Genomic DNA, 26,344 nt, shown 5'->3' on the forward strand with positions numbered 1-26,344 from the left:
GTCAACGGCGCCGGTGCGAGGGTGCGGACGCGGTGGCGGCGTTCGGCCCCGGTCCGGACAGCCGGCGCACCACGGGCGCCGACGACGCGCGCATGGCCTCGGCCAGCCGCGTCGCCGGACGCGTGCACAGGCGCACGGTCGTGGCCGCGACGACGGCCCCGAGCAGCAGCCCGGCGACGACGTCGTGGGGGTGGTGCACGCCCACGAACACCCGGGAGAAGGCCATCAGCAGGGCGAGCGGGGCCGCCAGCCGGATCAGCGTCCGCCGGACCAGGAACAGGGCGACGGCCGAGGCGCCCGCTATGGTCGCGTGGTTGCTCGGGAAGGACCAGTCACCGGTGGGCGGGCACTCGGCCAGGGACGGCACCGCCCCCGTGACCGACCGGCACGGTCGCTCCTCGTCGAAAACGGACTTGAGCAGTTCACTGCACACGTACGCCACAGCCGTGGCCACAGGTGCAAGGGCCGCGATCGCGAACGCGCGCGGACCGTCCCGGCGCGACCGCCACCACAGGGCGACGAACAGCGCGCCGAACACCAGGATTCCCGCCTCCGTCCACACCTCCGCCGTGTGCTGTACCCACGTCGGGGTGTCCTGGGCGAAACCGGTGATGTCACGGTAGAGCTCGTCGTCCTCGAAGGTCATGCTCACGGACGGTAGGCGGACGCCCGATACGGTCACACCCCGCGATCGTCACGCACCGCACCCGACGATCGGCAGGGGGCCGGGGCCGTCTCCGGGATGATGATCCGTAAAAGTTGATGCCCCGAACGGCGGGTGGGACCGGGGAACGCGCCGATCTCTCGTACAGTTTGCGCCGTGGGATCTCTGCGCAATCCGGTCGGGCCGCTTCCCTCCTCCATCTACTGGCGACGGAGGGCCGTACTGCTGTCTCTGCTCGCTCTGTTGGCACTGCTGATCACCTTGATCGTGGTGTCCGGCGGCGGTGACGGCGGCAAGGGCCGTGAGGACGGCGCCGACGGCAAGAACCCGGCGCCGTCGATCACTCCCGGACCCTCCGGCTCCGGGCCGGCGATCAGTCAGGCGCCGGGCGGGCGCGACGAGTCGGGGAGCGGGGACTCCAGCGGTTCCGGTTCCGGTTCCGGTTCCGGGTCGGGTGCCGGCAGCGGCGACGGGTCCGGTGACGGGGCCGGTTCGAGCGGGGCGTCCGGTGGTGCCGACGGCTCCGGTGGCGCGGGTGGTGCGGGATCGGGCGGCTCCGCGGGCGGCACGGCGACCGGCGTCGGCGCGGGTGACGCGCTGCCGGGCGGTACGAGCCTCCCCAACTGCACGCCCGGTGCGGTCAAGTTGAGTCTGCGCAGCGTCCGCAACAACTACGCGCCCGGTCAGACCCCCGCCTTCGAACTGACCGCGCGGAACACCTCCGGCAGCGACTGCAAGGTCGATCTCGGCCCGAAGCGCGCGGTGCTGACCATCACGCCGGCCGAGGGCGAGGACGTGTACTGGTCCTCCGACGCCTGCGTCAAGGGCACGGGCAGCCTGCAGTACCGGGTGGCGGCGGGCAGCGGCATCACCTACACCGTGAAGTGGGACCGCAAGCCCAGCGCCAAGGAGTGCGGGACGCCGCCCGCGGGGTCGGCCAAGGCGGGGACGTACCTGGTGGAGGCCAAGGCGGCCGGGTTCGAGAAGGTACGGACGTCGTTCGTGCTGAAGAGCGACTGACGCAGGGGCCGGCCCACGGCCTGACGCAGGACCGGCTCACGCCCTGACGCAGGGGCCGCCGCGCTCCTGGGCCCGGCCCGGACGCGGCCCTCGCGGCCTCAGACGTAGCGCTCCAGGATCGACGACTCCGCGAGCCGCGACAGGCCCTCCCGCACGCTGCGCGCCCGCGCCTCACCGACGCCGTCCACCGTCTGGAGGTCGTCCACGCTGGCGGCGAGCAGCTTCTGCAGGCCGCCGAAGTGCTCCACCAGGCGGTCGATGATCGCCCCGGGCAGCCGCGGCACCTTCGCCAGCAGCCGGAAGCCGCGCGGCGACACCGCCGTGTCCAGGGTCTCCGGGGAGCCGGTGTAGCCCAGGGCCCGGGCCACCGTGGAGAGTTCGAGCAGCTCGGCGTGGCTCAGCTTGTCCAGCTCGACGAGCGCCTCGTCGACGGTGCGGGAGCGCTTGGCGGTCGGCTCGGGCACGTAGTCGCGCACGACCAGCTCGCGCTCGGGCTCCACTCCGGCGATCAGCTCGTCCAGCTGGAGGGCCAGCAGACGCCCGTCCGTCCCCAGCTCCACCACGTACTCGGCGATCTCGGTCGCGATGCGGCGCACCATCTCCAGCCGCTGGGACACCGCCGAGACGTCCCGGACGGTGACCAGGTCCTCGATCTCCAGCGCCGACAGCGTGCCCGCGACCTCGTCGAGGCGCAGCTTGTAGCGCTCCAGGGTCGCCAGGGCCTGGTTGGCGCGGGACAGGATCGCCGCGGAGTCCTCCAGGACGCGGCGCTGGCCGTCGACGTAGAGGGCGATGAGGCGCATGGACTGGGAGACGGAGACGACGGGGAAGCCGACCTGCTTGCTGACCCGGTCCGCCGTACGGTGCCGGGTGCCCGTCTCCTCGGTGGGGATCGTCGGGTCGGGGAGCAGCTGCACGCCCGCCCGAAGGATCTTGCCGAGATCCGCGGAGAGCACGATGCCGCCGTCGAGCTTGCACAGCTCGCGCAGCCGGGTCGCCGTGAACTCGACGTCCAGCACGAAGCCGCCCGTGCACATCGACTCCACGGTCTTGTCGGAGCCCAGCACGATCAGACCGCCGGTGTTGCCGCGGAGGACCCGTTCCAGGCCGTCCCGCAGGAGCGTGCCGGGCGCCACCGCGCTCAGCGAGGCGCGCATCAGGCCATCGGCACCGGCACTCCCACCGGACTTTCCGGGAGCTGCTGCCCGGTCGTTGGCTGCCACTGCACTCCTCCGGTCGCAGGTTCTTCTGGCGCTCCCGTGTCGCACACTCGGTCGTACGGACGGACGAGACCAGGGCAAAGTCTACCGGCGGTCCTCCTGCTCCCGTGGGGCCTCTCGCCGACGCGAACGTGGAAGCACCCGCAGGGCGTCCCCTATGTCCGCGACCTCCAGGACCTTCATGCCGTCAGGAACCCGGCCGGGGTCGGTCGGTACCAGGGCGTGGGTGAAGCCCAGACGGTGCGCCTCGGAGAGCCTGCGCTGCACGCCCGTGACCCGTCTCACCTCTCCGGCGAGGCCGACTTCGCCGATCGCGACGAGGTTCTTGGGCAGGGGGGTGTCGCTGGCGGCACTCGCCAGCGCGAGAGCGACGGCCAGGTCGGCGGCCGGCTCGGAGAGCTTCACGCCACCCACCGTCGCGGAGTAGATGTCCCTTTTGCCCAGCGCGCTGATGCGACCGCGCTGTTCCAGGACGGCCAGCATCATGGAGACGCGGGAGGTCTCCAGACCGGAGGTGGTGCGCCGGGGGGACGGAATCTGCGAGTCGACGGTCAGCGCCTGGACCTCGGCGACCAGCGGGCGGCGCCCCTCCAGCGTGACGGTCAGACAGGTGCCGGGCACCGGCTCGGCACGCCGGGTGAGGAACAGCCCGCTCGGGTCGGTCAGGCCGGTGATGCCCTCGTCGTGCAGCTCGAAGCAGCCGACCTCGTCGGTGGTGCCGTACCGGTTCTTGACGCCCCGCACCAGCCTCAGGCGGGCGTGCCGGTCGCCCTCGAAATGGAGCACGACGTCCACGAGGTGCTCCAGCAGCCGCGGGCCCGCGATGGCCCCGTCCTTGGTGACGTGGCCCACCAGCAAGGTGGACATCCCGCGGTCCTTGGAGGCGCGGATCAGCGCCCCCGCCACCTCCCGCACCTGGGCCATGCCGCCGGGGGCGCCGTCGATCTCGGGAGAGGCCACGGTCTGCACGGAGTCGAGGATCAGCAGCGAGGGCTTGACCGCGTCCAGGTGACCCAGCACCGCCGCGAGGTCGGTCTCGGCGGCGAGGTACAGGTGGTCGTCGATGGCCTTGATGCGGTCGGCGCGCAGCCGCACCTGGCTCGCCGACTCCTCACCGGTGACGTAGAGGGTCTTGTGTTCCTCGCTGGCCGACTTGGCCGCCACGTCCAGCAGCAGGGTGGACTTGCCGACGCCGGGTTCGCCCGCGACGAGCACCACGGCGCCGGGCACGAGTCCGCCGCCGAGCACCCGGTCCAGCTCGGGCACGCCCGTGGAGCGGGCGGTGGCCTGCCGGCCGTCGACCTGGCCGATGGGCACCGCGGAGGTGGTGACGCGCCCCGGCGTCGTCGTGCGCACCGCGGGCACGCCGTACTCCTCGACCGTGCCCCACGCCTGGCATTCGGGGCAGCGGCCGAGCCACTTGGCCGTCTGCCAGCCGCACTCGGTGCAGCGGTAGGACGGCCGGTCCTTGGTGGTCTTCGCACGGGCAGCCATGCACGAACCGTAACCGCCCCCACTGACAACGCGGCCCCCGGCCGAACCCCGGCCCACGCCCGCGACCGAGCCCCCCGGTAGCCCCCGGCAGCCCCCGGCCACGGACCGGCCCACGGCCGCGACCAGGCCGCCACCACCCCGAACGGGCCACGGCCACCCCGAAACGGCCACGGAGCATCGGCTTCCTGTCCCCTTATGAGGGATCGTTTCACCCGTACGGATTAAAAGGGGCCAATGCGCCAGTTCGCGCCACCCATAGCCCCCTACGGTCGCCGAGTGATGAGGAGCAGTCCGGAAACCACGACCCGCACGACCGGCGCACACCGGGCGCACCGGGAAGCGCGTGACCGCACCGCGGCGCGCACGCTGGCGCAACGGCCGCCCGCGCGCTACGACGCGTATCTGGACGGCCTGTTCACCTACTGCCTGTCCGTGCTCTGCGACCACGAGGCCGCGACCGCCGCCCTGGGCGACGTGCTGGCACTCGCCGAGCGCCGCGGCCACCGCGGCCCCGGGTCCGCCGCCGACCGCAGGGCCTGGCTCTACGCACTGGCCCGCTGGGCGTGCCTGCGCAAGCTGGCCGAGGCCAAGCAGAAACGTCCGAGCAGCCACGCGGCGGGCCGCCCGGACGCCGACCGGCAGCGCACCGCGCAGCAGCAGCCCGCGTCCCCGCCCCCGCCCGCCGGGAACGACGAGGAGCAGCGGCGGCACCGCCGTGAACTCGCCCTCCTCGCCTGGCCGGAGGCGGCCGGCACCACCCCGGAGCAGCGCGAGGCCCTCGAACTGGCCGTGCGCCACCACCTCGCCGCCCACGAGGTCGCCGCCGTCCTCGGCATGGATCTGGCGGCCACCCGCGAACTGCTCGCCGCGGCCGCCTGCGAGGTCGAGCGCACCAGCGCCGCGCTGGCCGTCGTCGAGACCGGCGGCTGCGCGGGCGTGGCCCGCCTCACCGGCGACAACCAGTACGTGCTGAGCGCCGCCCTGCGCCGCGAGCTCGTCCGGCACGTCGACGACTGCCCGCGCTGCCGCCGTACCGCGGAGCGCGCGGTCCCCGGTCGCTGGCCCGGCACCAGCGTGACGCCCGCCGAGCTGCCCGTCCTGGAGGCGCCCCGCGCGGCGCTGCACATGGTCATGACGCACCTCCCGCGCGCGGGAGGCGCCGCGCCCCGTTTCGACCGGCGCGGTTTCCCGATGGACCCCAAGGACCGCGCGGCCCGGCGGGACCGCCTGCGCGCGCGTGCCGTCACCACGACCGTCGTCGCCACCGTCGTCGCGGCCCCCGTGCTCGCCCTGTGGGCGGCCTACCGCGGCACCCCGGTCGTCGAGGGCGAGGGCGGCCGCTCGGCCAGCGCCAGCGAGGGCCAGAGCCCCGACGGCCTGGACGGCGAGTCCGCGGGCGGCGCCTACGGCTACGAGAACACCGGCAACACCCGCACCACGCCCGGCACCCGCTTCGGGAAGAACGGCAAGGCCGACGTCTCCGTCGAGGTCGTCAGCGTCTCCGGCGCCGGCGCGAAGGGGGCCGGCCACCTCGACGTGACGGCCGGCCACGACGGCGACACCACGCTGATCACCCTGACCGCGACCGGCGACGCCCCCGTGGCCTGGTCCGCGTCCACCGGCGCGTCCTGGCTCTACCTGAGCCAGTCGTCGGGCACCCTGCGGCCCGGCGAGGCGCTGACGGTCAAGGTGTACGTCGACCATCTGCGCGAGCCGTCCGGCCACTGGAGCGCACGGGTGGCCGTCTCGCCCGCCGGCGCCGTCGTCTCCATCGAGGGGTACGGCACGGCGCCCGTCCCGTCCCGTCCGCACCCGCGGCCCAGCACGCCCGACGCCTCCCCGCGCCCGTCGGACCCGGGCCCGGACCCCTCGCCGTCCACCTCGGCGCCGCCGGACCCGTCGCCCACCGACGACCCGCCGCCCACGTCGCCCGATCCCGACCCGACGCCCACCGACGACCCGTCGCCCACCGGCGGCACGGGCGGTTCCGCACCGCCGTCCGGCGACGGCGACGGTCCGAGCCGCTCCGCCTCGTAGCGGCGCGCTCAGCGGGCCGGGTCGGCCGGGTGCGGGGCCACCAGCGGCAGCTGCGAGGCCAGCCGCTGCTCGCACAGCTCGACCAGCCGGTCGTAGCCCGCCTTGCCCATCAGCTCGGTCAGCTCCGGCCGGTACGAGACGTACACCGGGTCCCCCGCGCCGTGCGCGGAGGTCGCCGAGGTGCACCACCAGTGCAGGTCGTGCCCGCCGGGACCCCAGCCGCGGCGGTCGTACTCACCGATGGACACCTGGAGCACGCGCGTGTCGTCGGGCCGGTCGATCCACTCGTACGTCCGCCGGACCGGCAGCTGCCAGCACACGTCCGGCTTGGTCTCCAGCGGTTCCCGGCCCTCCTTCAGGGCCAGGATGTGCAGCGAGCAGCCCGCACCGCCGGCGAAGCCGGGCCGGTTCTGGAAGATGCACGAGCCCTGGAAGGGCCGGGTCTGGCGGGAGCCCTCGTCGTCCTCGGAGATCCAGCCGCCCCGCGTGCCCTCGGCATGGTGCTGCCAGACGTCCGGCGTGAGCCTCGCCACGTGTCCGGCGACCCGCTTCTCGTCGTCCTCGTCGGAGAAGTGGGCGCCCAGCGAGCAGCACCCGTCGTCCGCGCGGCCCGCCTGGATGCCCTGGCAGCCGCTGCCGAAGATGCAGTTCCAGCGAGAGGTCAGCCATGTCAGATCGCAGCGGAAGACCTGTTCGTCGTCCGCCGGGTCCGGAAACTCCACCCACGCGCGCGCGAAGTCGAGCCCCTGCTCGTCGCTCGTTTCGCGCTTCTTGTCCTTCTTGGCCGACTCTTCGTCCTTCGCCTTTTTCGTCTTTGGCACGGTTCCAGGGTAAGTCGACCGGACCGGATGACGGCACCGCCGCACTCCCGGCTGGCAGTAGCGTTCCGTCCATGAGACTCGGTGTCCTCGACGTGGGTTCGAACACGGTGCATCTGCTGGTGGTGGACGCGCACCCGGGCGCGCGCCCGCTGCCCGCCCACTCGCACAAGGCGGAACTGCGCCTCGCCCAGCTCCTCGACGAGGACGGCGCGATCGGTGCCGACGGCGTCGACCGGCTGGTCGCGGTCGTCCGGGAGGCGCTCCAGGCCGCCGAGGACAAGGGCGTCGAGGACCTCCTGCCGTTCGCGACCTCCGCCGTGCGCGAGGCGAGCAACGCCGACGACGTCCTCGCGCGCGTGCGGGAGGAGACCGGCGTCGAGCTGACGGTCCTCAGCGGTGCCGAGGAGGCCCGGCTCACCTTCCTCGCCGTGCGCCGCTGGTTCGGCTGGTCCGCGGGCAAGCTGCTGGTCCTCGACATCGGCGGCGGCTCCCTGGAGATCGCCTACGGCATCGACGAGGAGCCCGACACCGCCGTGTCGCTGCCGCTCGGCGCGGGCCGGCTGACCGCCGCCTGGCTGCCGGGCGACCCGCCCGACGCGGAGGACGTCCGCGGGCTGCGCCGCCACGTCCGTACGGAGATCGCCCGCACGGTCGGCGACTTCAGCCGGTTCGGCGCCCCGGACCACGTGGTCGCCACCTCCAAGACCTTCCGGCAGCTCGCCCGCATCGCCGGCGCCGCCCGCTCCGCCGAGGGCCTCTACGTCCAGCGCGAGCTGAAGCGCGCCTCCCTGGAGGCCTGGGTGCCCCGCCTGGCCGCCATGACCACCGCCGAGCGCGCCGAGCTCCCCGGCGTCTCCGAGGGACGCGCGAGCCAGCTGCTGGCCGGTGCCCTGGTCGCCGAGGCCGCGATGGACCTCTTCCGCGTGGAGAACCTGGAGATCTGCCCCTGGGCCCTGAGAGAGGGCGTGATCCTGCGCAGACTCGATCACATGGGGCCGGTCTAGCCCTCCGCCCCGGCCACGGGGCACCGTGCGGAGAGCCGCACCGCGCCCGCGCCCGCCCTATGGCAATCACCACAACGCCGAACGGGCGCCCCGCGGGCACCCGACCGCACCCCGTAACCTGGCCCTCGTGCCAGAACCAAGGGACGTAGTCCGCATCCCGGATGCGAAGGTCGCCCTGTCGACGGCTTCCGTCTACCCGGAGTCGACGGCGACGGCCTTCGAGATCGCCGCACGCCTCGGGTACGACGGCGTCGAAGTCATGGTGTGGACCGATCCGGTCAGCCAGGACCTCGACGCGCTGCGCAGACTCAGCGACTACCACCACATGCCGATCCTGGCCGTGCACGCCCCCTGCCTGCTCATCACGCAGCGGGTCTGGTCCACCGACCCCTGGGTCAAGCTGCAGCGCGCCCGCGCCGCCGCGGAGAAGCTGGGGGCGAGCACCGTCGTCGTCCACCCGCCGTTCCGCTGGCAGCGCCAGTACTCCCGGGACTTCGTCAACGGCATCTGGCGGATGGCGAACGAGACCGACGTGCGGTTCGCCGTCGAGAACATGTACCCCTGGCGCTACCGCGACCGCGAGATGCAGGCGTACGCCCCCGACTGGGACGTGACGAAGGACGACTACCGCCACTTCACGATCGACCTCAGCCACGCGGCGACCTCCCGCTCCGACGCCCTGGACATGCTCGCCCGCATGGGCGACCGCCTCGGCCACCTCCACCTCGCCGACGGCCGGGGCTCCGCCAAGGACGAGCACCTCGTCCCCGGCCGCGGCAACCAGCCCTGCGCCGAGGTGCTGGAGCGCGTCGCCCGCTCCGGCTTCGACGGCCACGTCGTCATCGAGGTCAACACCCGTCGCGCGATGTCCGGCGCCGAACGTGAGGCCGATCTCGCCGAGGCCCTGGCCTTCACGCGCCTCCACCTGGCGTCGGCGGGCTCCGCGGACCCGCTGGGCCCGGCGGACCCGGCGGCGAAGGCGCGCCGGCGATGAGCGCCCCCGCCGGGGGCACCCGACGCCGCGGCCGCCCTCCGCGCACGGAGTCCGCCGGCACCCGCGACCGCATCCTCACCGCGGCCCGTGAGGAGTTCTCCGAGCGCGGCTACGAGAAGACGTCCGTCCGCGGCATCGCCAAGGCCGCGGGCGTCGACCCGGCGCTGGTGCACCACTACTTCGGCACCAAGGAGCAGGTCTTCGAGGCGGCGATCGAGGTCGCCTTCGCCCCCGTCCTCGGGGCCTCGGCGACGGTCGCCGACGGGCCTCCCGACGGCGCCGGCGAGCGGCTCACCCGGTTCTTCTTCGGCCTTTGGGAGAACCCGGCCACCCGCACCCCGCTGCTGGCCATCGTCCGCTCCGCCTTCGACAACGAGACCGCCGCCGCCGTCTTCCGCCGCCTGGTCGCCGCCCAGCTGCTGCGCCGCGTCGCCGCCCAGCTGGAGCAGCCGGACGCGGAGCTGCGCACCGAGCTGGCGGCCGCCCAGCTGGTCGGGTGCGCGGTGCTCCGCTACGTGATCAAGGCGGAGCCGCTGGCCTCGGCGGACCCGGAACAGCTCGTCGCCCGTCTGGCACCGGTGGTGCAGGGCCACCTCACCGGCCCCTGAGCGCGTCGCGGCAGCGCCGTACCGCGAGACGTGCATCCCGCATTCCGGACACCCTGTCCCGAGTCCTGGATGACCGGCGTACGCTCGACGGCAGTCATTACTCCCCAACGAGCCCACGAGCGAGGCGAGCGACGATGCCCGAGCTGAGGTCCCGCACAGTCACCCACGGCCGCAACATGGCGGGCGCCCGCGCCCTGATGCGTGCCTCCGGTGTACCCGGCGCGGACATCGGCCGGAAGCCGATCATCGCCGTCGCCAACAGCTTCACGGAGTTCGTGCCGGGCCACACCCACCTCGCCCCGGTCGGCCGGATCGTCAGCGAGGCGGTCGTGGCGGCCGGCGGCATCCCGCGCGAGTTCAACACGATCGCCGTCGACGACGGCATCGCCATGGGCCACGGCGGCATGCTCTACTCCCTGCCCTCCCGCGACCTGATCGCGGACAGCGTGGAGTACATGGTCGAGGCCCACTGCGCCGACGCGCTGATCTGCATCTCCAACTGCGACAAGATCACCCCGGGCATGCTCAACGCGGCGCTCCGCCTGAACATCCCCACGGTCTTCGTCTCCGGCGGCCCCATGGAGTCCGGCCGCGCCACCCTGGTCGACGGCACCGTCCGCACCCTGGACCTGGTCGACGCGATGTCGGAGGCGGTCAACGACAAGATCTCCGACGAGGACATCCTCCGCATCGAGGAGAACGCCTGCCCGACCTGCGGCTCGTGTTCCGGCATGTTCACCGCCAACTCGATGAACTGCCTCACCGAGGCCATCGGCCTCTCCCTCCCCGGCAACGGCTCGGTCCTGGCCACCCACACCGCCCGCAAGGCGCTCTACGAGAACGCCGCCCGCACGGTGCTGGACCTGACCCGCCGCTACTACGAGCAGGACGACGACTCGGTCCTGCCCCGCAACATCGCCACCCCCGCGGCCTTCGGCAACGCCATGGCCCTGGACATCGCGATGGGCGGCTCGACCAACACGATCCTGCACCTGCTGGCCGCCGCGCAGGAGGCGGAGGTCTCCTTCGGCCTCACCGAGATGGACGCCCTCTCGCGCCGCGTCCCGTGCCTCGCCAAGGTCGCGCCCAACGTCGCCAAGGACCGCACGTACTACATGGAGGACGTGCACCGCGCCGGCGGCATCCCCGCCCTCCTCGGCGAACTGCACCGCGGCGGCCTGCTCAACGAGGACGTGCACTCCGTCCACAGCCCGTCCCTGGCCGACTGGCTGAAGACCTGGGACGTGCGCGGCGGCTCCCCGTCGCAGGAGGCGGTCGAGCTGTGGCACGCCGCTCCCGGGTGTGTGCGGTCGGCGGAGGCCTTCTCCCAGTCCGAGCGCTGGGACTCCCTGGACGAGGACGCCGAGGGCGGCTGCATCCGCTCCGTCGAGCACGCCTACTCCAAGGACGGCGGCCTCGCCGTCCTGCGCGGCAACCTCGCCGTCGACGGCTGCGTCGTGAAGACGGCGGGCGTCGACGAGTCCATCTGGACCTTCGAGGGCCCGGCGGTCGTCTGCGAGTCGCAGGAGGAGGCCGTCGAGAAGATCCTCACCCAGCAGGTCAAGGAGGGCGACGTCGTCGTCATCCGCTACGAGGGCCCCAAGGGCGGCCCCGGCATGCAGGAGATGCTCTACCCCACCTCGTACCTGAAGGGCCGCGGCCTCGGGAAGACCTGCGCCCTGGTCACCGACGGCCGCTTCTCCGGCGGCACCTCGGGCCTGTCCATCGGCCACGCCTCGCCGGAGGCGGCCGCCGGCGGCACCATCGCCCTCGTCGAGGACGGCGACCGCGTCCGCATCGACATCCCGAACCGCTCCATCGAGCTGCTGGTCGACGACGCCGAACTGGCCCGCCGCGAGCAGGCCCTGAACGGCAGGTACGCCCCGAGGAAGCGCGACCGCAAGGTCTCCGCGGCCCTGAAGGCGTACGCGGCCATGGCGACCAGCGCCGACAAGGGCGCGGTGCGGGACGTGAGCAGGCTGGGCTGACCGCCCGGTCCGCCGCCCGGCGGGTTCACCAGGCGGCCGGGTCCCGTCCCGCCACGCCGAAGACGGTCCCGTCGGGCGCCCCGACGTACACGTGCCCGCCCGCGAGCAGCGGCTCGGGCAGGGTCGCGGGCACCCGGTCCGACTCGGCGCCGAGCCGGGGCCGGGTCTGGCCGAGGAGCCGGCCCGCACGGGCGTCGACGCCCAGCAGCCGTCCGTCGGGGGCGGTCATGTACACGTGCCGGCCGTCGGAGACGGGAACCGAGCCCCGGCTCACCCCCGTCTCCAGCCGCCACCGCTGCTTCCCTGCCGCCATGTCGACGGCGACCAGCGAGCCGCCCGCGCCCGCCAGGTGGACGGTGTCCCCGTGGACGCCGACCGCCGCCTGCTCGACCGGCACCGGCAGGTCCGCCCGGCGGGTCTCCCCGGTGGCGGGCGTGTAACGGACCACGGCCGTCACGTCGCCGTGGGTGGCCGCCTCGGGAACGAGGTACACGGAGCCGTCCGCCGCCCCCACCAGGGCCAGCGCGCCCTCCAGCTCCGCCTCCCACCGCACGTCCCCGTCGGCCGGGTCCACCGCGGTGACCCGCGTACGGCTCCCGTCCGCGGTCTCGCTCGTCGCGTACGCCGCCGGCCGCCGTTCCCCGGCGAACGAGGTGAAGTAGGGCACGGACTGCCCGGGGATCCGGCGCGTCCACCGGGTCCGGCCCGAGGCGCCGTCCACGCCGGTGACCATCCCGTCGGCGCGGGTGAGCAGGAGCACGTCACCGACGCTCCGGAGACCGTCGTACGCGGGCATCTCCTCCCGCCACGCCGGCTCACCCGTGGCCGGGTCGAGCGCCTCCAGGGGGCCGAGCAGCCCGACGTCGGGCTGTACGAGCCCGCCCGACATGACGGGCGGCTGGCTCCGCACCGCCTCCTCGACCGCGTGCCGCCACAGCGTGCTTCCGTCGGCCGGATCGACCGCGAACACCGTCCCGGGCTGCGCGCACAGCAGGCGCGGTGCCGCGTACGAGCACAGGGGCGTGCCGCCGTCCCGTCGCCCGGGCACCGCCTCCCACGCGCCGAAGCCGCCCGGCGCACTCCGCGCGGCGGGCGTCCGGTGCGCCGGTCCGGTGTCGCCGGACACCTGGACCGCGACGAGTCCACCGCTCACGGCGAGACACAGCGCACCGGCCACGAGCGCCGCCCGCTTCCCGAGCCGCCGCACGACGGGCGCCACCTCCGCGGGCTCCTCCGCGTCCGCAGCCGTCCCCGGCGCGGGTGCCTCCTCCCGCCGGCCCGGGACGAACACCTGCGTGTCGTAGGCCGCCGCCACCGACCGCAGCTCCCGCATCAGCTCGTCCGGCGTCGGCCGGTCCTCGGGCTCCTTGGCCAGGCACCGCAGCACCAGCGGCGCGAGCGACTCGGGCACGCCGGTCAGGTCGGGCTCGTCGTGCACGACCTGGTAGGCGACGACGTACGGGCTGTCGGAGTCGAACGGCCCGCGTCCGGTCGCCGCGTGCACCATGAGCGAGCCGAGCGCGAAGACGTCGGCGGCGGGACCGACCTCCCGCGGCCGCCGGAACTGCTCCGGGGCCATGAACGGGGGAGTCCCGATCAGCTTGCCCGTCTCGGTGCGCAGTTCGCTGTCCTTCGGCCGGGAGATGCCGAAGTCGATGACCTTCGGGCCGTCCTCGGCCAGCAGCACGTTGCTCGGCTTCAGGTCCCGGTGCACGACCCCGACCCGGTGGATGTCCCGCAGCGCCTCCGCCAGCCCGGCCATCAGCCGGCGCAACTGCGCGGGGTCCATGGGTCCGTTCCGCTTCACCTGCTCGGAGAGCGTCGGGCCGGGGATGTACAACGTGGCCATCCAGGGCCGTCCGGCCTCCGGATCGGCATCGACGACCGGCGCGGTGAACGCCCCGCTGACCCGCCGGGCGGCGGCGACCTCCTGCCGGAAACGCCCCCGGAACTCGGGGTCCTTGGCGTACGACGCGTGCACGACCTTCACCGCGACCCGCATCCCGGAGGTGCCCCGGGCCAGATGCACGACGCCCATGCCGCCCGAGCCCAGACAGGACTCCAGGCGGTAGTGACCGTCATACTCCGGAAGTTCCGCTTCCGCCTCAGCCCCGGCCTTCCGGTGCGGCGCCATGGAACCACCCCCGTGCTGTTCGTCCGCGCGCGCGACGCTCGGAGCCTAGTCGATGGTTCGTACGGGGCCACGGCGGCTTGCTAGCCTCCGCGTGCGAGCGGCGAACACGTGTCTCGTGGCTCGTTCCGCGGGTTCCCCGCGGATGCAAGCCGCCCCACGACACCCGTGGGGCGCGACGGGGGAGGTAGTACATGACGGTCGACCAGGTGTCGCCCATCGAGGGCGGCGACGAGAGAACGACCACGCTCACGGCCGAGGAGGCCCTCACCACCGCGGCGGCCACGGCCCTGCGGTCCTACCCGGTCGCCCCGGGCCACCGGCTGAACGTCCGCAGCGGACCCGGCACCGGTTACTCGGTCGTCCGGACCCTGTCCGAGGGTGCCTGGGTCCAGATCAACTGCCAGACCCCGGGCACCCGCGTGACCGGCCCGTACGGCACCTCGAACATCTGGGACAACATCGGCGGCGGGTACGTCTCCGACGCGTACGTCCGCACCGGCAGCGACGGATACGTGGCCCCGCGCTGCTAGGGCACGTCCCACCCGGGGCCCGCGGCGGGGCCGGCGCCATAATCGACCCGTGAGCGCAGCGAACGGTACGAACGGCATCCCGGACACCCCCGCGGGCCCCCGCCCCGAACCCCTCCGGTTCTACGGCACGACCTGGGTGGACCACGACCACGGCTACGCCGCCCGCCGGGCCGGCCTGGCCGTGGGCTCCCTCGCCGCGGCGGCCGCCGCCTGCTTCGTCCTGCGCATCGCCTACGACGGCCTGCGGATCGCCGACGTCGGCAGCTTCGTCTCGCTGCTGATGGTCGTGATGTTCGCGGTCTGCAGCGCCCTGGCCTTCCGCCACACCTGGTCCGCCTTCGGTTCCCGCCCCGACCCCGACCGCCAGGCCTCCCTCCGCGGCCTGCTGGCCATCGGTTTCGTCGGCTCCCTCCTCGCCTACTTCCTCCGCACCCTCACCGAGGCCCCGGGCGAGAAGCTCCACCGCGCCGAGTACGAGAAGGCCCGCGAGGAGTACGAGAAGCGCACCACCCGCCGCTCGGGCAACCCGTCCAGAAAACGCCGCCGCTGACCCCCACGGCACACCCCTCCCGTCCTCCCGCCTCCGGCGCCCGCGCCGGCTCCCGGCGCCCCCGCCCGGCCGCCACCATGGCCGTATGACGACACCCGGGACCACCCCGCCCCCCGCCGAAACCCCCCGCCCCGCCGAGGCCCCCCACACCACCCGCGCCCACTCCTTCAACGCGGCCGCGGCCCAGTACGCGGCCAACCGCCCCTCCTACCCGCCCGCCCTCTTCGACACCCTGGAGGAGCTCGCCGGCCGCCCCCTGGCCGGATCCCGCGTGGTGGACGTGGGCGCCGGTACGGGCATCGCCACCGCCCGCCTGCACGCGCGCGGCGCCGACGTGATCGCCGTCGAGCCCGGCGCCGGCATGGCCGCGGAGTTCCGGCGCGCGCTCCCCGGCGTCCCGATAATCCGGGGCAGCGGCGACGCCCTCCCCCTCGCCGACCGCAGCGCCGACTTCCTCACCTACGCCCAGGCCTGGCACTGGACCGACCCGGCCAAGGCCGTCCCGGAGGCGCTGCGCGTGCTGCGCCCCGGCGGCGCGCTGGCCCTGTGGTGGAACACCGCGGCCCTCGACGTGCCGTGGATCGCGGCGGCGGCCGACCGCATCGACCGCCACTTCGGCCTCGAACTCTCCGCCGAGCAACGGAACGTCGGCGCCCGCGCCGCGGACCCGGCCGGCCTCCTCGACTTCGTCCACCGCACCGTCCGCTGGAGCCGCCGCGTCCCCCTCGACACGCACCTGGCCAACCTCGGCAGCCACTCGGTCTTCCTGACCGACGGCGAGGACCGCGGCGCCGCCTTCCTCGCCGAGGAGCGCCGGCACCTCCTGGCCGACTTCCCGGACGGGATCGTCGAGGAGACGTACGTCGTCCGCCTCCTGTTCGCCAGGGCCCCCGCGACCGCTTGACGGCACCCGGGCGGGAGAGCAGTATTCATCACATGATGAATTACGCCTCCCGCCCTCCCGACACCCAGCGGCCGACCCCCGCCACCACCCCCGCCGTCCGCGCCGAGAACCTCACCGTCGTCCGCGGCCCCCGCACCGTCCTGCGCTCCCTCGACTTCACCGTCCCGCCGGGCCGGATCACCGGCCTCCTCGGCCCCTCCGGCTGCGGCAAGTCGACCCTGATGCGCGCGATCGCCGGCACCCAGGCGAAGGTCACCGGCACCCTGGACGTCCTCGGCCGCCCGGCCGGCCACCCGGCCCTGCGCACCCGCATCGGCTACGTCACCCAGGCCCCCTCCGTCTTCGACGACCTGACCGTCCGCCAGAACCTCGACCACTTCGCCGCGATACTCGCCCCCGGCCGCGCCGCCTCCGACCGCCGCCACGAGAACGTCACCCGGGCCGTCGCCGACGTCGACCTCACCACCCACGCCGACGCCCTGGCCGGCAACCTCTCCGGTGGCCAGCGCAGCCGCGTCTCCCTCGCCGTCGCCCTCCTCGGCGCCCCCGAGCTCCTGGTCCTCGACGAACCGACCGTCGGCCTCGACCCCGTCCTGCGCCGCGACCTGTGGGCCCTCTTCCACTCCATCGCCGCCGACCGCGGCGCCACCCTCCTTGTCTCCTCCCACGTCATGGACGAGGCCGAGCGCTGCGACCGCCTCCTCCTGATGCGCGAGGGCCGGGTCCTCGCCGACGACACCCCCGACGCCCTGCGCACCCGCACCGACTCCGAGACGGTCGAGGAGGCCTTCCTCCACCTGGTCGACGAGGCGACCGAGACGGCCCGCGCGAAGGAGACCCTGCGATGACCACGCCGACGACCCCGACCGCCGTACCCTCCGCCCCCACCCATGTCCTGAGCCCCGCCCGCACCACGGCCACCGCGGCCCGCGTCCTGCGCCAGCTCGCCCACGACCCCCGCACCATCGCCCTGCTGCTCCTGATCCCCTGCGTGATGCTGTTCCTGCTGCGCTACGTCTTCGACGGCAGCCCGCGCACCTTCGACAACATCGGCGCCTCCCTGCTCGGGATCTTCCCGCTGATCACGATGTTCCTGGTCACCTCGATCGCGACCCTGCGCGAGCGCACCTCCGGCACCCTCGAACGCCTCCTGGCCATGCCGCTGGGCAAGGCCGACCTCATCGCGGGCTACGCCCTCGCCTTCGGAGCCCTCGCCATCGTCCAGTCGGCCCTGGCGACCGGCCTGGCGCTCTGGTTCCTGGGCCTCGACGTCACGGGCAGCCCCTGGCTCCTCCTCCTGGTCGCCCTGCTGGACGCCCTCCTGGGCACCGCGCTCGGCCTCTTCGTCTCGGCCTTCGCGGCCTCCGAGTTCCAGGCGGTCCAGTTCATGCCGGCCGTGATCTTCCCCCAGCTCCTCCTCTGCGGCCTCTTCACCCCGCGCGACACCATGCATCCGGCACTGGAGGCCGTCTCCGACGTCCTGCCCATGTCCTACGCGGTCGACGGCATGAACGAGGTCCTGCGCCACACCGACATGACGGCGGCCTTCGTACGGGACGCCCTGGTCGTCGCGGGCTGCGCCCTCCTCGTCCTCGCCCTGGGCGCGGCCACCCTCAGACGCCGCACGGCGTAGCGCGGCGGCGCCCCGACCGGCATCCCGCCCACTGGACGCCCCGCTCCCACGCGTCCCGGGAATGCGAGGATGACGACGGACGACGCACCCCGGAGGGGACCCCAGGAGGGCACCGAAACCATGACCCAGAAAGTCGCAGTCCTCGGCACCGGCAAGATCGGTGAAGCCCTGCTCAGCGGAATGATCGGAGCCGGCTGGGCGCCCGCCGACCTCCTGGTCACGGCCCGCCGCCGGGAACGGGCCGAGGAGCTCCACGCCCGCCACGGAGTCACCCCGGTCACCAACGCCGAGGCCGCCAAGTCCGCCGACACCCTGATCCTCACGGTCAAGCCGCAGGACATGGGCACCCTCCTTGACGAGCTCGCGCCGCACGTCCCCGCCGACCGCCTGGTCATCAGCGGCGCGGCGGGCATCCCGACCTCCTTCTTCGAGGAGCGCCTCGCCCCGGGCACCCCGGTGGTCCGCGTCATGACGAACACTCCGGCCCTCGTCGACGAGGCCATGTCCGTCATCTCCGCCGGCACCCACGCCACCGCGGACCACCTGGCCCACACCGAGGAGATCTTCGGTGCCGTGGGCAAGACCCTCCGCGTCCCCGAGTCCCAGCAGGACGCCTGCACCGCCCTCTCCGGCTCCGGCCCGGCGTACTTCTTCTACCTGGTCGAGGCCATGACCGACGCCGGCATCCTCCTCGGTCTGCCCCGCGACAAGGCCCACGACCTGATCGTCCAGTCCGCGATCGGCGCCGCGACCATGCTCCGCGACAGCGGCGAACACCCGGTGAAGCTCCGCGAGAACGTCACGTCCCCCGCCGGCACCACGATCAACGCCATCCGCGAACTGGAGAACCACGGCGTCCGCGCGGCCCTCATCGCCGCCCTGGAAGCCGCCCGCGACCGCAGCCGCGAACTGGCCTCCGGCAGCAAGGACTGACAGACCCCGGCACCCGCCGCGGGGGACGACCCCGCGGCGGCTACCGGCCCCCGCCCACCGGCGGCAGCAGCCCGATCGCCCGGTAGGCGGCGTCCACGGTGGGCCGGGCCATGGCCCGGGCCTTCTCCGCCCCCTCCCGCAGCACGCCCTCCACATGACCGGGGTCGGCGCACAACTCCTTGTGCCGTTGCTGCACGGGCCGCAGCACCTCGACCACGGCCTCCGCGGTGTCCTTCTTCAGTGACCCGTAGGAGTCGTACGCCCCGGCCAGTTCCGCCGGTTCCGCGCCCGTGCAGGCGGCGAGGACCTCCAGCAGGTTCGCGAGCCCCGGGCGTTCCTCCGGGTCGTACACGACATCCCGCCCGCTGTCGGTCACGGCCCGCATGACCTTCCTGCGCACCACGTCCGGCTCGTCCAGCAGATAGACGATCCCCGGCCCGACGTCGTCGCTCTTGCCCATCTTCGACGTCGGTTCCTGCAGGTTCATCACCCGGGCCGCCACCGCCGGGCTGGTGGCCCGCGGCACCACGAACGTGTGCCCGTACCGCTGGTTGAACCGCACCGCGAGGTCCCGCGCCAGCTCCACGTGCTGCGTCTGGTCGTTCCCGACCGGCACGTCGTCCGTCCCGTACGCCAGGATGTCGGCCGCCATCAGCACGGGATACGTCAGCAGCGACAGCCGCACGCTCCCGCCCCGCTCCCGTTCCCGCGCGGCCTTCTCCTTGTACTGGATCATCCGCCGCATCTCCCCGTCGGTGGCGACGCACTCCAGCACGTACGACAGCCGCGCGTGCTCGTCCACGTGACTCTGTACGAACACGGTGCACAGGCTCGGATCCAGCCCCGCCGCCAGCAGCAGGGACGCGGCCTGTCGGCTCAGTCTGCGCACCCGCGCGGGGTCGTGGTCCACGGTCAGCGCGTGCAGGTCGACGACGCAGAACAAGGCGTCCGACCGATGCTGGTCCACCGCGGCCCACCGCCGCATGGCTCCCAGATAGTTCCCCAGCGTCAGGTGCCCGGTCGGCTTGACCCCACTGAAGACCCGTGTCATCCCTCTACCTCCTGGTCGGGGCCGCCGCCACCGCCGGCCGCCCCTCCTGGAGGGAGATACGAGAACGGCCGCCGAGGCGGCGGCCGTTGAGTGCACACGTACGTACGGCCGCCGTCAGGCGGCCCACCAGAGCTGGGTACACGTACGCGTCGTCACGCCTCCCACACTACGCCCGCGGAGGCCGCCGGGCCCGGGGTTTGACACGCCGGTCCCGCGCTCGTAGTGTTCTCCGAGTTGTCCGACGTGAGCGTCGACTCCGGTCGGTCCCCGGACAGCGATTCCGCAGGTACCAACCACTCTTCGACGAACAGTCGTGTTCTCGGCTTCGTCGTCGTGCCGGTGCGCGTATTTACGGAATGAGGAATCCACGTTCGAAAGGACGCGGCCCCGATTAGCTCGGGAGCCGGGAATCCGCTAGAGTCTCACCTCGTTGAAACGGCCCAACAGCCGTGGAGACACCCCCTTCTGACGGGGAATCGGAGCCCGAAAGGATCTGATAGAGTCGGAACCGCCGGAAAGGGAAACGCGAAAGCGAGAACCTGGAAAGCACCGAGGAAATCGGATCGGAAAGATCTGATAGAGTCGGAAACGCAAGACCGAAGGGAAGCGCCCGGAGGAAAGCCTGAGAGAGTCTCTCGGGTGAGTACAAAGGAAGCGTCCGTTCCTTGAGAACTCAACAGCGTGCCAAAAGTCAACGCCAGATATGTTGATACCCCGACCTGATCGGATCTCTGATCGGGTTGAGGTTCCTTTGAAAAAATACAGCGAGGACGCTGTGAACGGTCGGATTATTCCTCCGACTGTTCCGCTCCCGTGATGTAAAGCATTCACGGAGAGTTTGATCCTGGCTCAGGACGAACGCTGGCGGCGTGCTTAACACATGCAAGTCGAACGATGAACCACTTCGGTGGGGATTAGTGGCGAACGGGTGAGTAACACGTGGGCAATCTGCCCTGCACTCTGGGACAAGCCCTGGAAACGGGGTCTAATACCGGATACTGATCCGCTTGGGCATCCAGGCGGTTCGAAAGCTCCGGCGGTGCAGGATGAGCCCGCGGCCTATCAGCTTGTTGGTGAGGTAGTGGCTCACCAAGGCGACGACGGGTAGCCGGCCTGAGAGGGCGACCGGCCACACTGGGACTGAGACACGGCCCAGACTCCTACGGGAGGCAGCAGTGGGGAATATTGCACAATGGGCGAAAGCCTGATGCAGCGACGCCGCGTGAGGGATGACGGCCTTCGGGTTGTAAACCTCTTTCAGCAGGGAAGAAGCGAAAGTGACGGTACCTGCAGAAGAAGCGCCGGCTAACTACGTGCCAGCAGCCGCGGTAATACGTAGGGCGCAAGCGTTGTCCGGAATTATTGGGCGTAAAGAGCTCGTAGGCGGCTTGTCACGTCGGTTGTGAAAGCCCGGGGCTTAACCCCGGGTCTGCAGTCGATACGGGCAGGCTAGAGTTCGGTAGGGGAGATCGGAATTCCTGGTGTAGCGGTGAAATGCGCAGATATCAGGAGGAACACCGGTGGCGAAGGCGGATCTCTGGGCCGATACTGACGCTGAGGAGCGAAAGCGTGGGGAGCGAACAGGATTAGATACCCTGGTAGTCCACGCCGTAAACGGTGGGCACTAGGTGTGGGCAACATTCCACGTTGTCCGTGCCGCAGCTAACGCATTAAGTGCCCCGCCTGGGGAGTACGGCCGCAAGGCTAAAACTCAAAGGAATTGACGGGGGCCCGCACAAGCGGCGGAGCATGTGGCTTAATTCGACGCAACGCGAAGAACCTTACCAAGGCTTGACATACACCGGAAAGCATTAGAGATAGTGCCCCCCTTGTGGTCGGTGTACAGGTGGTGCATGGCTGTCGTCAGCTCGTGTCGTGAGATGTTGGGTTAAGTCCCGCAACGAGCGCAACCCTTGTCCCGTGTTGCCAGCAAGCCCTTCGGGGTGTTGGGGACTCACGGGAGACCGCCGGGGTCAACTCGGAGGAAGGTGGGGACGACGTCAAGTCATCATGCCCCTTATGTCTTGGGCTGCACACGTGCTACAATGGCCGGTACAATGAGCTGCGATACCGCGAGGTGGAGCGAATCTCAAAAAGCCGGTCTCAGTTCGGATTGGGGTCTGCAACTCGACCCCATGAAGTCGGAGTCGCTAGTAATCGCAGATCAGCATTGCTGCGGTGAATACGTTCCCGGGCCTTGTACACACCCGCCCGTCACGTCACGAAAGTCGGTAACACCCGAAGCCGGTGGCCCAACCCCTTGTGGGAGGGAGCTGTCGAAGGTGGGACTGGCGATTGGGACGAAGTCGTAACAAGGTAGCCGTACCGGAAGGTGCGGCTGGATCACCTCCTTTCTAAGGAGCACTTCTAAGCCAGGCTTGCCTGGTTCAGAGGCCAGTACATCAGCGAATGTCTGATGCTGGTTGCTCATGGGTGGAACGTTGACTACTCGGCACGATCGGCTGATGGATCACTTAGTACTGCTTCGGCGTGGAACGGTGAGTCTGAGAGTGGCTGGACGTGTCGGGCACGCTGTTGGGTATCTGAGGGTACGGCCGTTGGCCTGCTTTCAGTGCCGGCCCCAGTGCACTCGGGATGTTGTCCCGGGGTGATGGGTGGTTGGTCGTTGTTTGAGAACTGCACAGTGGACGCGAGCATCTGTGGCCAAGTTTTTAAGGGCGCACGGTGGATGCCTTGGCACCAGGAACCGATGAAGGACGTGGGAGGCCACGATAGTCCCCGGGGAGCCGTCAACCAGGCTTTGATCCGGGGGTTTCCGAATGGGGAACCCGGCAGTCGTCATGGGCTGTCACCCGCTGCTGAACACATAGGCAGTGTGGAGGGAACGCGGGGAAGTGAAACATCTCAGTACCCGCAGGAAGAGAAAACAACCGTGATTCCGGGAGTAGTGGCGAGCGAAACCGGATGAGGCCAAACCGTATACGTGTGAGACCCGGCAGGGGTTGCGTGTGCGGGGTTGTGGGATCTCTCTTTCACAGTCTGCCGGCTGTGAGGCGAGTCAGAAACCGTTGATGTAGGCGAAGGACATGCGAAAGGTCCGGCGTAGAGGGTAAGACCCCCGTAGTCGAAACATCAGCGGCTCGTTTGAGAGACACCCAAGTAGCACGGGGCCCGAGAAATCCCGTGTGAATCTGGCGGGACCACCCGCTAAGCCTAAATATTCCCTGGTGACCGATAGCGGATAGTACCGTGAGGGAATGGTGAAAAGTACCGCGGGAGCGGAGTGAAATAGTACCTGAAACCGTGTGCCTACAAGCCGTGGGAGCGTCGGACATCAAGCTTGCTTGGTGTCTCGTGACTGCGTGCCTTTTGAAGAATGAGCCTGCGAGTTTGCGGTGTGTTGCGAGGTTAACCCGAGTGGGGAAGCCGTAGCGAAAGCGAGTCCGAATAGGGCGTTTCAGTAGCACGCTCAAGACCCGAAGCGGAGTGATCTAGCCATGGGCAGGTTGAAGCGGAGGTAAGACTTCGTGGAGGACCGAACCCACCAGGGTTGAAAACCTGGGGGATGACCTGTGGTTAGGGGTGAAAGGCCAATCAAACTCCGTGATAGCTGGTTCTCCCCGAAATGCATTTAGGTGCAGCGTCGTGTGTTTCTTGCCGGAGGTAGAGCACTGGATAGGCGATGGGCCCTACCGGGTTACTGACCTTAGCCAAACTCCGAATGCCGGTAAGTGAGAGCGCGGCAGTGAGACTGTGGGGGATAAGCTCCATGGTCGAGAGGGAAACAGCCCAGAGCATCGACTAAGGCCCTAAGCGTACGCTAAGTGGGAAAGGATGTGGAGTCGCACAGACAACCAGGAGGTTGGCTTAGAAGCAGCCACCCTTGAAAGAGTGCGTAATAGCTCACTGGTCTAGTGATTCCGCGCCGACAATGTAGCGGGGCTCAAGCGTACCGCCGAAGTCGTGTCATTCATACATTTTAGGCCAACGCCTGTATGGATGGGTAGGGGAGCGTCGTGTGCCGGGTGAAGCAGCCGCGGAAGCGAGTTGTGGACGGTTCACGAGTGAGAATGCAGGCATGAGTAGCGATACAAACGTGAGAAACGTTTGCGCCGATTGACTAAGGGTTCCTGGGTCAAGCTGATCTGCCCAGGGTAAGTCGGGACCTAAGGCGAGGCCGACAGGCGTAGTCGATGGATAACCGGTTGATATTCCGGTACCCGCTGTGAAGCGTCAAACATCGAGCATCGTGATGCTAAGGCCGTGAAGCCGCCCTGATCTCTTCGGAGTTGAGGGGAGTGGTGGAGCCGCCGGACCAAGCGGTTAGTAGGTGAGTGGAGTGGGTGACGCAGGAAGGTAGTCCATCCCGGGCGGTGGTTGTCCCGGGGTAAGGGTGTAGGCCGTGCGGTAGGTAAATCCGTCGCACACAAGGCTGAGACCTGATGCCGAGCCGATTGTGGTGAAGTGGATGATCCTATGCTGTCGAGAAAAGCCTCTAGCGAGTTTCATGGCGGCCCGTACCCTAAACCGACTCAGGTGGTCAGGTAGAGAATACCGAGGCGTTCGGGTGAACTATGGTTAAGGAACTCGGCAAAATGCCCCCGTAACTTCGGGAGAAGGGGGGCCACACCTGGTGATGATCTTTACGGTCTGAGCTGGGGGTGGCCGCAGAGACCAGCGAGAAGCGACTGTTTACTAAAAACACAGGTCCGTGCGAAGCCGTAAGGCGATGTATACGGACTGACGCCTGCCCGGTGCTGGAACGTTAAGGGGACCGGTTAGCTCCATTTCGGTGGGGCGAAGCTGAGAACTTAAGCGCCAGTAAACGGCGGTGGTAACTATAACCATCCTAAGGTAGCGAAATTCCTTGTCGGGTAAGTTCCGACCTGCACGAATGGCGTAACGACTTCTCGACTGTCTCAACCATAGGCCCGGTGAAATTGCACTACGAGTAAAGATGCTCGTTTCGCGCAGCAGGACGGAAAGACCCCGGGACCTTTACTACAGTTTGATATTGGTGTTCGGTTCGGCTTGTGTAGGATAGCTGGGAGACTTTGAAGCTCGCACGCCAGTGTGGGTTGGAGTCGTCGTTGAACATATACCAGTCTGGTCGTGCTGGATGTCTAACCTGGGTCGGTGATCCGGATCAGGGACAGTGTCTGATGGGTAGTTTAACTGGGGCGGTGGTGGCCCCTCCTAAAGAAGTAACGGAGGCGCCCAAAGTTCCCTCAGCCTGGTTGGCAATCAGGTGTTGAGTGTAAGTGTGCACAAGGGGGCTTGACTGTGAACCGACGCGGTCGAGCAGGGGACGAAAGTCGGGGAACTAGTGATCCGGCGGTGGCCTTGTGGAAGCGCCGTCGCTCAACGGATAAAAGGTACCCCGGGGATAACAGGCTGATCTTCCCCAAGAGTCCATATCGACGGGATGGTTTGGCACCTCGATGTCGGCTCGTCGCATCCTGGGGCTGGAGTCGGTCCCAAGGGTTGGGCTGTTCGCCCATTAAAGCGGTACGCGAGCTGGGTTTTTAGAACGTCGTGAGACAGTTCGGTCCCTATCCGCTGTGCGCGTAGGAGTCTCGAGAAGGGCTGTCCCTAGTACGAGGAGACCGGACGGACGAACCTCTGGTGTGGCCAGTTGTCCTGCCAAGGGCATGGCTGGTTGGCTACGTTCGGGAGGGATAACCGCTGAAAGCATCTAAGCGGGAAGCTGGCTTCGAGATGAGGACTCCACCCCCCTTGAGGGGTTAAGGCTCCCAGTAGACGACTGGGTTGATAGGCCGGATCTGGAAAGCACCGCAAGGTGTGAAGGTGACCGGTACTAATAGGCCGAGGGCTTGTCCTCAGTTGCTCGCGTCCACTGTGTTGGTTCTGAAACCACGAACAACCCCATGTGCCACACATGGTGCGGTTGTCAGTTTCATAGTGTTTCGGTGGTCATAGCGTTAGGGAAACGCCCGGTTACATTCCGAACCCGGAAGCTAAGCCTTACAGCGCCGATGGTACTGCAGGGGGGACCCTGTGGGAGAGTAGGACGCCGCCGAACAATCATTGCGAGGAAACCCCGCACCGGGAACGGTGCGGGGTTTTCTGCGTTTACTGTGCTTGTATGCGCTACGAACTGGTCATCTTCGACAATGACGGGGTCCTCGTCGACAGCGAGCCGATCTCCAACCGGCTCCTGGCCGGCTATCTGACCGAACTGGGTCACCCGACGTCCTACGACGACTCGATCCGGGACTACATGGGCTCCGCGATGCACCGGGTGCACGACCTCGTTCTGGAACGGACCGGGCGGCGGCTGCCCGACGACTTCGACGACGTCTTCCACCGGCGGGTGTTCGCGGCGTTCGAGCGGGACCTGGAGCCCGTACCCGGGGCCGTCGACGTACTCGGGAAGCTGGCGGCGGACGGGACGGCGTACTGCGTGGCGTCCTCCGGGAGTCACGAGCGGATCAGGGTGGGGCACCGGAAGACCGGGCTGGACCGGTGGTTCGGGGACGGGCGGATCTTCAGCTCCCAGGACGTGGGGCGGGGAAAGCCCGCACCGGACCTCTTCCTGTACGCGGCCGAGCGGATGGGCGTCGCGCCGCAGCGGTGCGTCGTGATCGAGGACAGCCCGCTCGGCGTGCGAGCGGCCGTCGCCGCCGGCATGGACGTCTACGGGTACACCGCCATGACGCCGCCCGCGAGGCTCGCCGGAGCCGACGGGCTCTTCGGCGACATGGGGGACCTGGTCGACCTGTTGCAGTGACCCGGAGGCCCGGCACGCACTGACATTTGTCACCGACAGCTCCGGAC

At 70.0% G+C, this 26,344-nt stretch carries 19 protein-coding genes and 3 rRNA genes; 16 read left to right on the forward strand and 6 right to left on the reverse strand.

All coding sequences use genetic code 11. The features are described from left to right. Window position 1: 1 nt before the first annotated feature. Window positions 2-646 carry a phosphatase PAP2 family protein gene (locus tag SAM23877_RS19935; RefSeq protein ID WP_174532236.1) on the reverse strand — a complete coding sequence of 215 codons (645 nt, stop codon included), beginning with the start codon at window positions 644-646 and terminating at the stop codon, window positions 2-4. Between the two features lie 174 nt (window positions 647-820). Here SAM23877_RS19935 and SAM23877_RS40055 point away from each other — a divergent pair, with 174 nt between their 5' ends. After that, a complete protein-coding gene (locus SAM23877_RS40055; protein ID WP_162492117.1) occupies window positions 821-1,684 on the forward strand; it encodes a hypothetical protein in 864 nt (287 codons plus the stop codon). Between the two features lie 98 nt (window positions 1,685-1,782). Here the strand turns inward: SAM23877_RS40055 and disA are convergent, their stop codons facing one another. Together disA and radA are read right to left on the reverse strand one after the other, a co-directional pair. Continuing rightward, window positions 1,783-2,907 (reverse strand): DNA integrity scanning diadenylate cyclase DisA, encoded by a 1,125-nt coding sequence (disA, locus tag SAM23877_RS19945; RefSeq protein ID WP_053134964.1) that lies wholly within the window; start codon window positions 2,905-2,907, stop codon window positions 1,783-1,785. Between the two features lie 81 nt (window positions 2,908-2,988). Then, the gene (gene radA, locus SAM23877_RS19950; RefSeq protein ID WP_053134967.1) at window positions 2,989-4,398 is read right to left on the reverse strand and encodes a DNA repair protein RadA; all 1,410 of its coding nucleotides are present in this window, start codon (window positions 4,396-4,398) and stop codon (window positions 2,989-2,991) included. A 276-nt stretch (window positions 4,399-4,674) separates the two neighbouring features. Between radA and SAM23877_RS19955 the strand changes: the two genes are divergently transcribed. After that, complete coding sequence (locus tag SAM23877_RS19955) at window positions 4,675-6,435, forward strand: BACON domain-containing protein (protein ID WP_425314762.1); 1,761 nt, start codon at window positions 4,675-4,677, stop codon at window positions 6,433-6,435. A gap of 8 nt (window positions 6,436-6,443) precedes the next feature. Here SAM23877_RS19955 and SAM23877_RS19960 read toward each other — a convergent pair whose 3' ends face one another. Further along, complete coding sequence (locus SAM23877_RS19960) at window positions 6,444-7,256, reverse strand: DUF3109 family protein (RefSeq protein ID WP_053134973.1); 813 nt, start codon at window positions 7,254-7,256, stop codon at window positions 6,444-6,446. 71 nt (window positions 7,257-7,327) lie between these two features. On the opposite strand from SAM23877_RS19960, the gene SAM23877_RS19965 reads away from it, so the two are divergent. From SAM23877_RS19965 to ilvD, 4 genes are all read left to right on the forward strand, one after another. Next, a complete protein-coding gene (locus tag SAM23877_RS19965; protein WP_053134975.1) occupies window positions 7,328-8,260 on the forward strand; it encodes a Ppx/GppA family phosphatase in 933 nt (310 codons plus the stop codon). A gap of 127 nt (window positions 8,261-8,387) precedes the next feature. Then, window positions 8,388-9,254 (forward strand): sugar phosphate isomerase/epimerase family protein, encoded by an 867-nt coding sequence (locus SAM23877_RS19970; protein WP_053134977.1) that lies wholly within the window; start codon window positions 8,388-8,390, stop codon window positions 9,252-9,254. Further along, window positions 9,251-9,862 (forward strand): TetR/AcrR family transcriptional regulator, encoded by a 612-nt coding sequence (locus SAM23877_RS19975; RefSeq protein WP_053134980.1) that lies wholly within the window; start codon window positions 9,251-9,253, stop codon window positions 9,860-9,862. The genes SAM23877_RS19970 and SAM23877_RS19975 overlap by 4 nt, the downstream gene beginning before the upstream one ends. A 134-nt stretch (window positions 9,863-9,996) precedes the next feature. Then, on the forward strand, window positions 9,997-11,850 hold the full coding sequence (ilvD, locus tag SAM23877_RS19980; protein WP_053134984.1) for a dihydroxy-acid dehydratase: 1,854 nt from the start codon (window positions 9,997-9,999) through the stop codon (window positions 11,848-11,850). Window positions 11,851-11,875: 25 nt separating this feature from the next. On the opposite strand, the gene SAM23877_RS19985 is transcribed toward ilvD, so the two are convergent. Beyond that, window positions 11,876-13,984: a serine/threonine-protein kinase gene (locus SAM23877_RS19985; protein ID WP_053134987.1), complete on the reverse strand. Its 2,109-nt coding sequence runs from the start codon at window positions 13,982-13,984 to the stop codon at window positions 11,876-11,878. A gap of 191 nt (window positions 13,985-14,175) precedes the next feature. Here SAM23877_RS19985 and SAM23877_RS19990 point away from each other — a divergent pair, with 191 nt between their 5' ends. The 6 genes from SAM23877_RS19990 (at window position 14,176) to proC (ending at window position 18,534) form a co-directional block, all read left to right on the forward strand. Beyond that, a complete protein-coding gene (locus SAM23877_RS19990) occupies window positions 14,176-14,514 on the forward strand; it encodes an SH3 domain-containing protein (RefSeq protein ID WP_053134989.1) in 339 nt (112 codons plus the stop codon). Window positions 14,515-14,563: 49 nt separating this feature from the next. Further along, a complete protein-coding gene (locus tag SAM23877_RS19995; protein WP_053134992.1) occupies window positions 14,564-15,064 on the forward strand; it encodes a hypothetical protein in 501 nt (166 codons plus the stop codon). A gap of 85 nt (window positions 15,065-15,149) precedes the next feature. Next, on the forward strand, window positions 15,150-15,968 hold the full coding sequence (locus SAM23877_RS20000; protein ID WP_053134995.1) for a class I SAM-dependent methyltransferase: 819 nt from the start codon (window positions 15,150-15,152) through the stop codon (window positions 15,966-15,968). 32 nt (window positions 15,969-16,000) lie between these two features. Further along, a complete protein-coding gene (locus SAM23877_RS20005) occupies window positions 16,001-16,816 on the forward strand; it encodes an ABC transporter ATP-binding protein (RefSeq protein ID WP_053134997.1) in 816 nt (271 codons plus the stop codon). Then, window positions 16,813-17,601 carry an ABC transporter permease gene (locus SAM23877_RS20010; RefSeq protein ID WP_053135000.1) on the forward strand — a complete coding sequence of 263 codons (789 nt, stop codon included), beginning with the start codon at window positions 16,813-16,815 and terminating at the stop codon, window positions 17,599-17,601. Before SAM23877_RS20005 ends, SAM23877_RS20010 begins: the two co-directional genes overlap by 4 nt. Window positions 17,602-17,721: 120 nt before the next feature. Beyond that, on the forward strand, window positions 17,722-18,534 hold the full coding sequence (gene proC, locus SAM23877_RS20015) for a pyrroline-5-carboxylate reductase (protein WP_053135003.1): 813 nt from the start codon (window positions 17,722-17,724) through the stop codon (window positions 18,532-18,534). Window positions 18,535-18,574: 40 nt separating this feature from the next. On the opposite strand, the gene trpS is transcribed toward proC, so the two are convergent. Continuing rightward, window positions 18,575-19,585 carry a tryptophan--tRNA ligase gene (gene trpS / locus SAM23877_RS20020; RefSeq protein WP_053135008.1) on the reverse strand — a complete coding sequence of 337 codons (1,011 nt, stop codon included), beginning with the start codon at window positions 19,583-19,585 and terminating at the stop codon, window positions 18,575-18,577. Between the two features lie 826 nt (window positions 19,586-20,411). Between trpS and SAM23877_RS20025 the strand changes: the two genes are divergently transcribed. From SAM23877_RS20025 to SAM23877_RS20040, 4 genes are all read left to right on the forward strand, one after another. After that, window positions 20,412-21,939: ribosomal RNA gene (locus tag SAM23877_RS20025) — 16S ribosomal RNA — on the forward strand. 308 nt (window positions 21,940-22,247) lie between these two features. Further along, window positions 22,248-25,388: ribosomal RNA gene (locus SAM23877_RS20030) — 23S ribosomal RNA — on the forward strand. Between the two features lie 84 nt (window positions 25,389-25,472). Next, window positions 25,473-25,589, forward strand: a 5S ribosomal RNA gene (rrf, locus tag SAM23877_RS20035). The 16S, 23S and 5S rRNA genes sit together here, the layout of an rRNA operon. Window positions 25,590-25,652: 63 nt before the next feature. Next, window positions 25,653-26,297 (forward strand): HAD family hydrolase, encoded by a 645-nt coding sequence (locus SAM23877_RS20040; RefSeq protein WP_053135011.1) that lies wholly within the window; start codon window positions 25,653-25,655, stop codon window positions 26,295-26,297. Window positions 26,298-26,344: the final 47 nt, after the last annotated feature.

The sequence above is a fragment of the Streptomyces ambofaciens ATCC 23877 genome, assembly GCF_001267885.1.
In the GTDB taxonomy this organism is placed as follows: Bacteria; Actinomycetota; Actinomycetes; order Streptomycetales; family Streptomycetaceae; genus Streptomyces; species Streptomyces ambofaciens.

Excerpts from the sequence above, each read along its gene's own strand:
- proC (WP_053135003.1), top strand. The coding sequence starts at position 17,722 with ATGACCCAGAAAGTCGCAGTCCTCGGCACCGGCAAGATCGGTGAAGCC.
- radA (WP_053134967.1), bottom strand. The coding sequence starts at position 4,398 with ATGGCTGCCCGTGCGAAGACCACCAAGGACCGGCCGTCCTACCGCTGC.
- SAM23877_RS19985 (WP_053134987.1), bottom strand. The coding sequence starts at position 13,984 with ATGGCGCCGCACCGGAAGGCCGGGGCTGAGGCGGAAGCGGAACTTCCG.
- SAM23877_RS20040 (WP_053135011.1), top strand. The coding sequence starts at position 25,653 with ATGCGCTACGAACTGGTCATCTTCGACAATGACGGGGTCCTCGTCGAC.
- ilvD (WP_053134984.1), top strand. The coding sequence starts at position 9,997 with ATGCCCGAGCTGAGGTCCCGCACAGTCACCCACGGCCGCAACATGGCG.
- SAM23877_RS19935 (WP_174532236.1), bottom strand. The coding sequence starts at position 646 with ATGACCTTCGAGGACGACGAGCTCTACCGTGACATCACCGGTTTCGCC.
- SAM23877_RS20005 (WP_053134997.1), top strand. The coding sequence starts at position 16,001 with ATGATGAATTACGCCTCCCGCCCTCCCGACACCCAGCGGCCGACCCCC.
- trpS (WP_053135008.1), bottom strand. The coding sequence starts at position 19,585 with ATGACACGGGTCTTCAGTGGGGTCAAGCCGACCGGGCACCTGACGCTG.
- SAM23877_RS20010 (WP_053135000.1), top strand. The coding sequence starts at position 16,813 with ATGACCACGCCGACGACCCCGACCGCCGTACCCTCCGCCCCCACCCAT.
- SAM23877_RS20000 (WP_053134995.1), top strand. The coding sequence starts at position 15,150 with ATGACGACACCCGGGACCACCCCGCCCCCCGCCGAAACCCCCCGCCCC.
- SAM23877_RS19965 (WP_053134975.1), top strand. The coding sequence starts at position 7,328 with ATGAGACTCGGTGTCCTCGACGTGGGTTCGAACACGGTGCATCTGCTG.
- SAM23877_RS19990 (WP_053134989.1), top strand. The coding sequence starts at position 14,176 with ATGACGGTCGACCAGGTGTCGCCCATCGAGGGCGGCGACGAGAGAACG.
- SAM23877_RS19975 (WP_053134980.1), top strand. The coding sequence starts at position 9,251 with ATGAGCGCCCCCGCCGGGGGCACCCGACGCCGCGGCCGCCCTCCGCGC.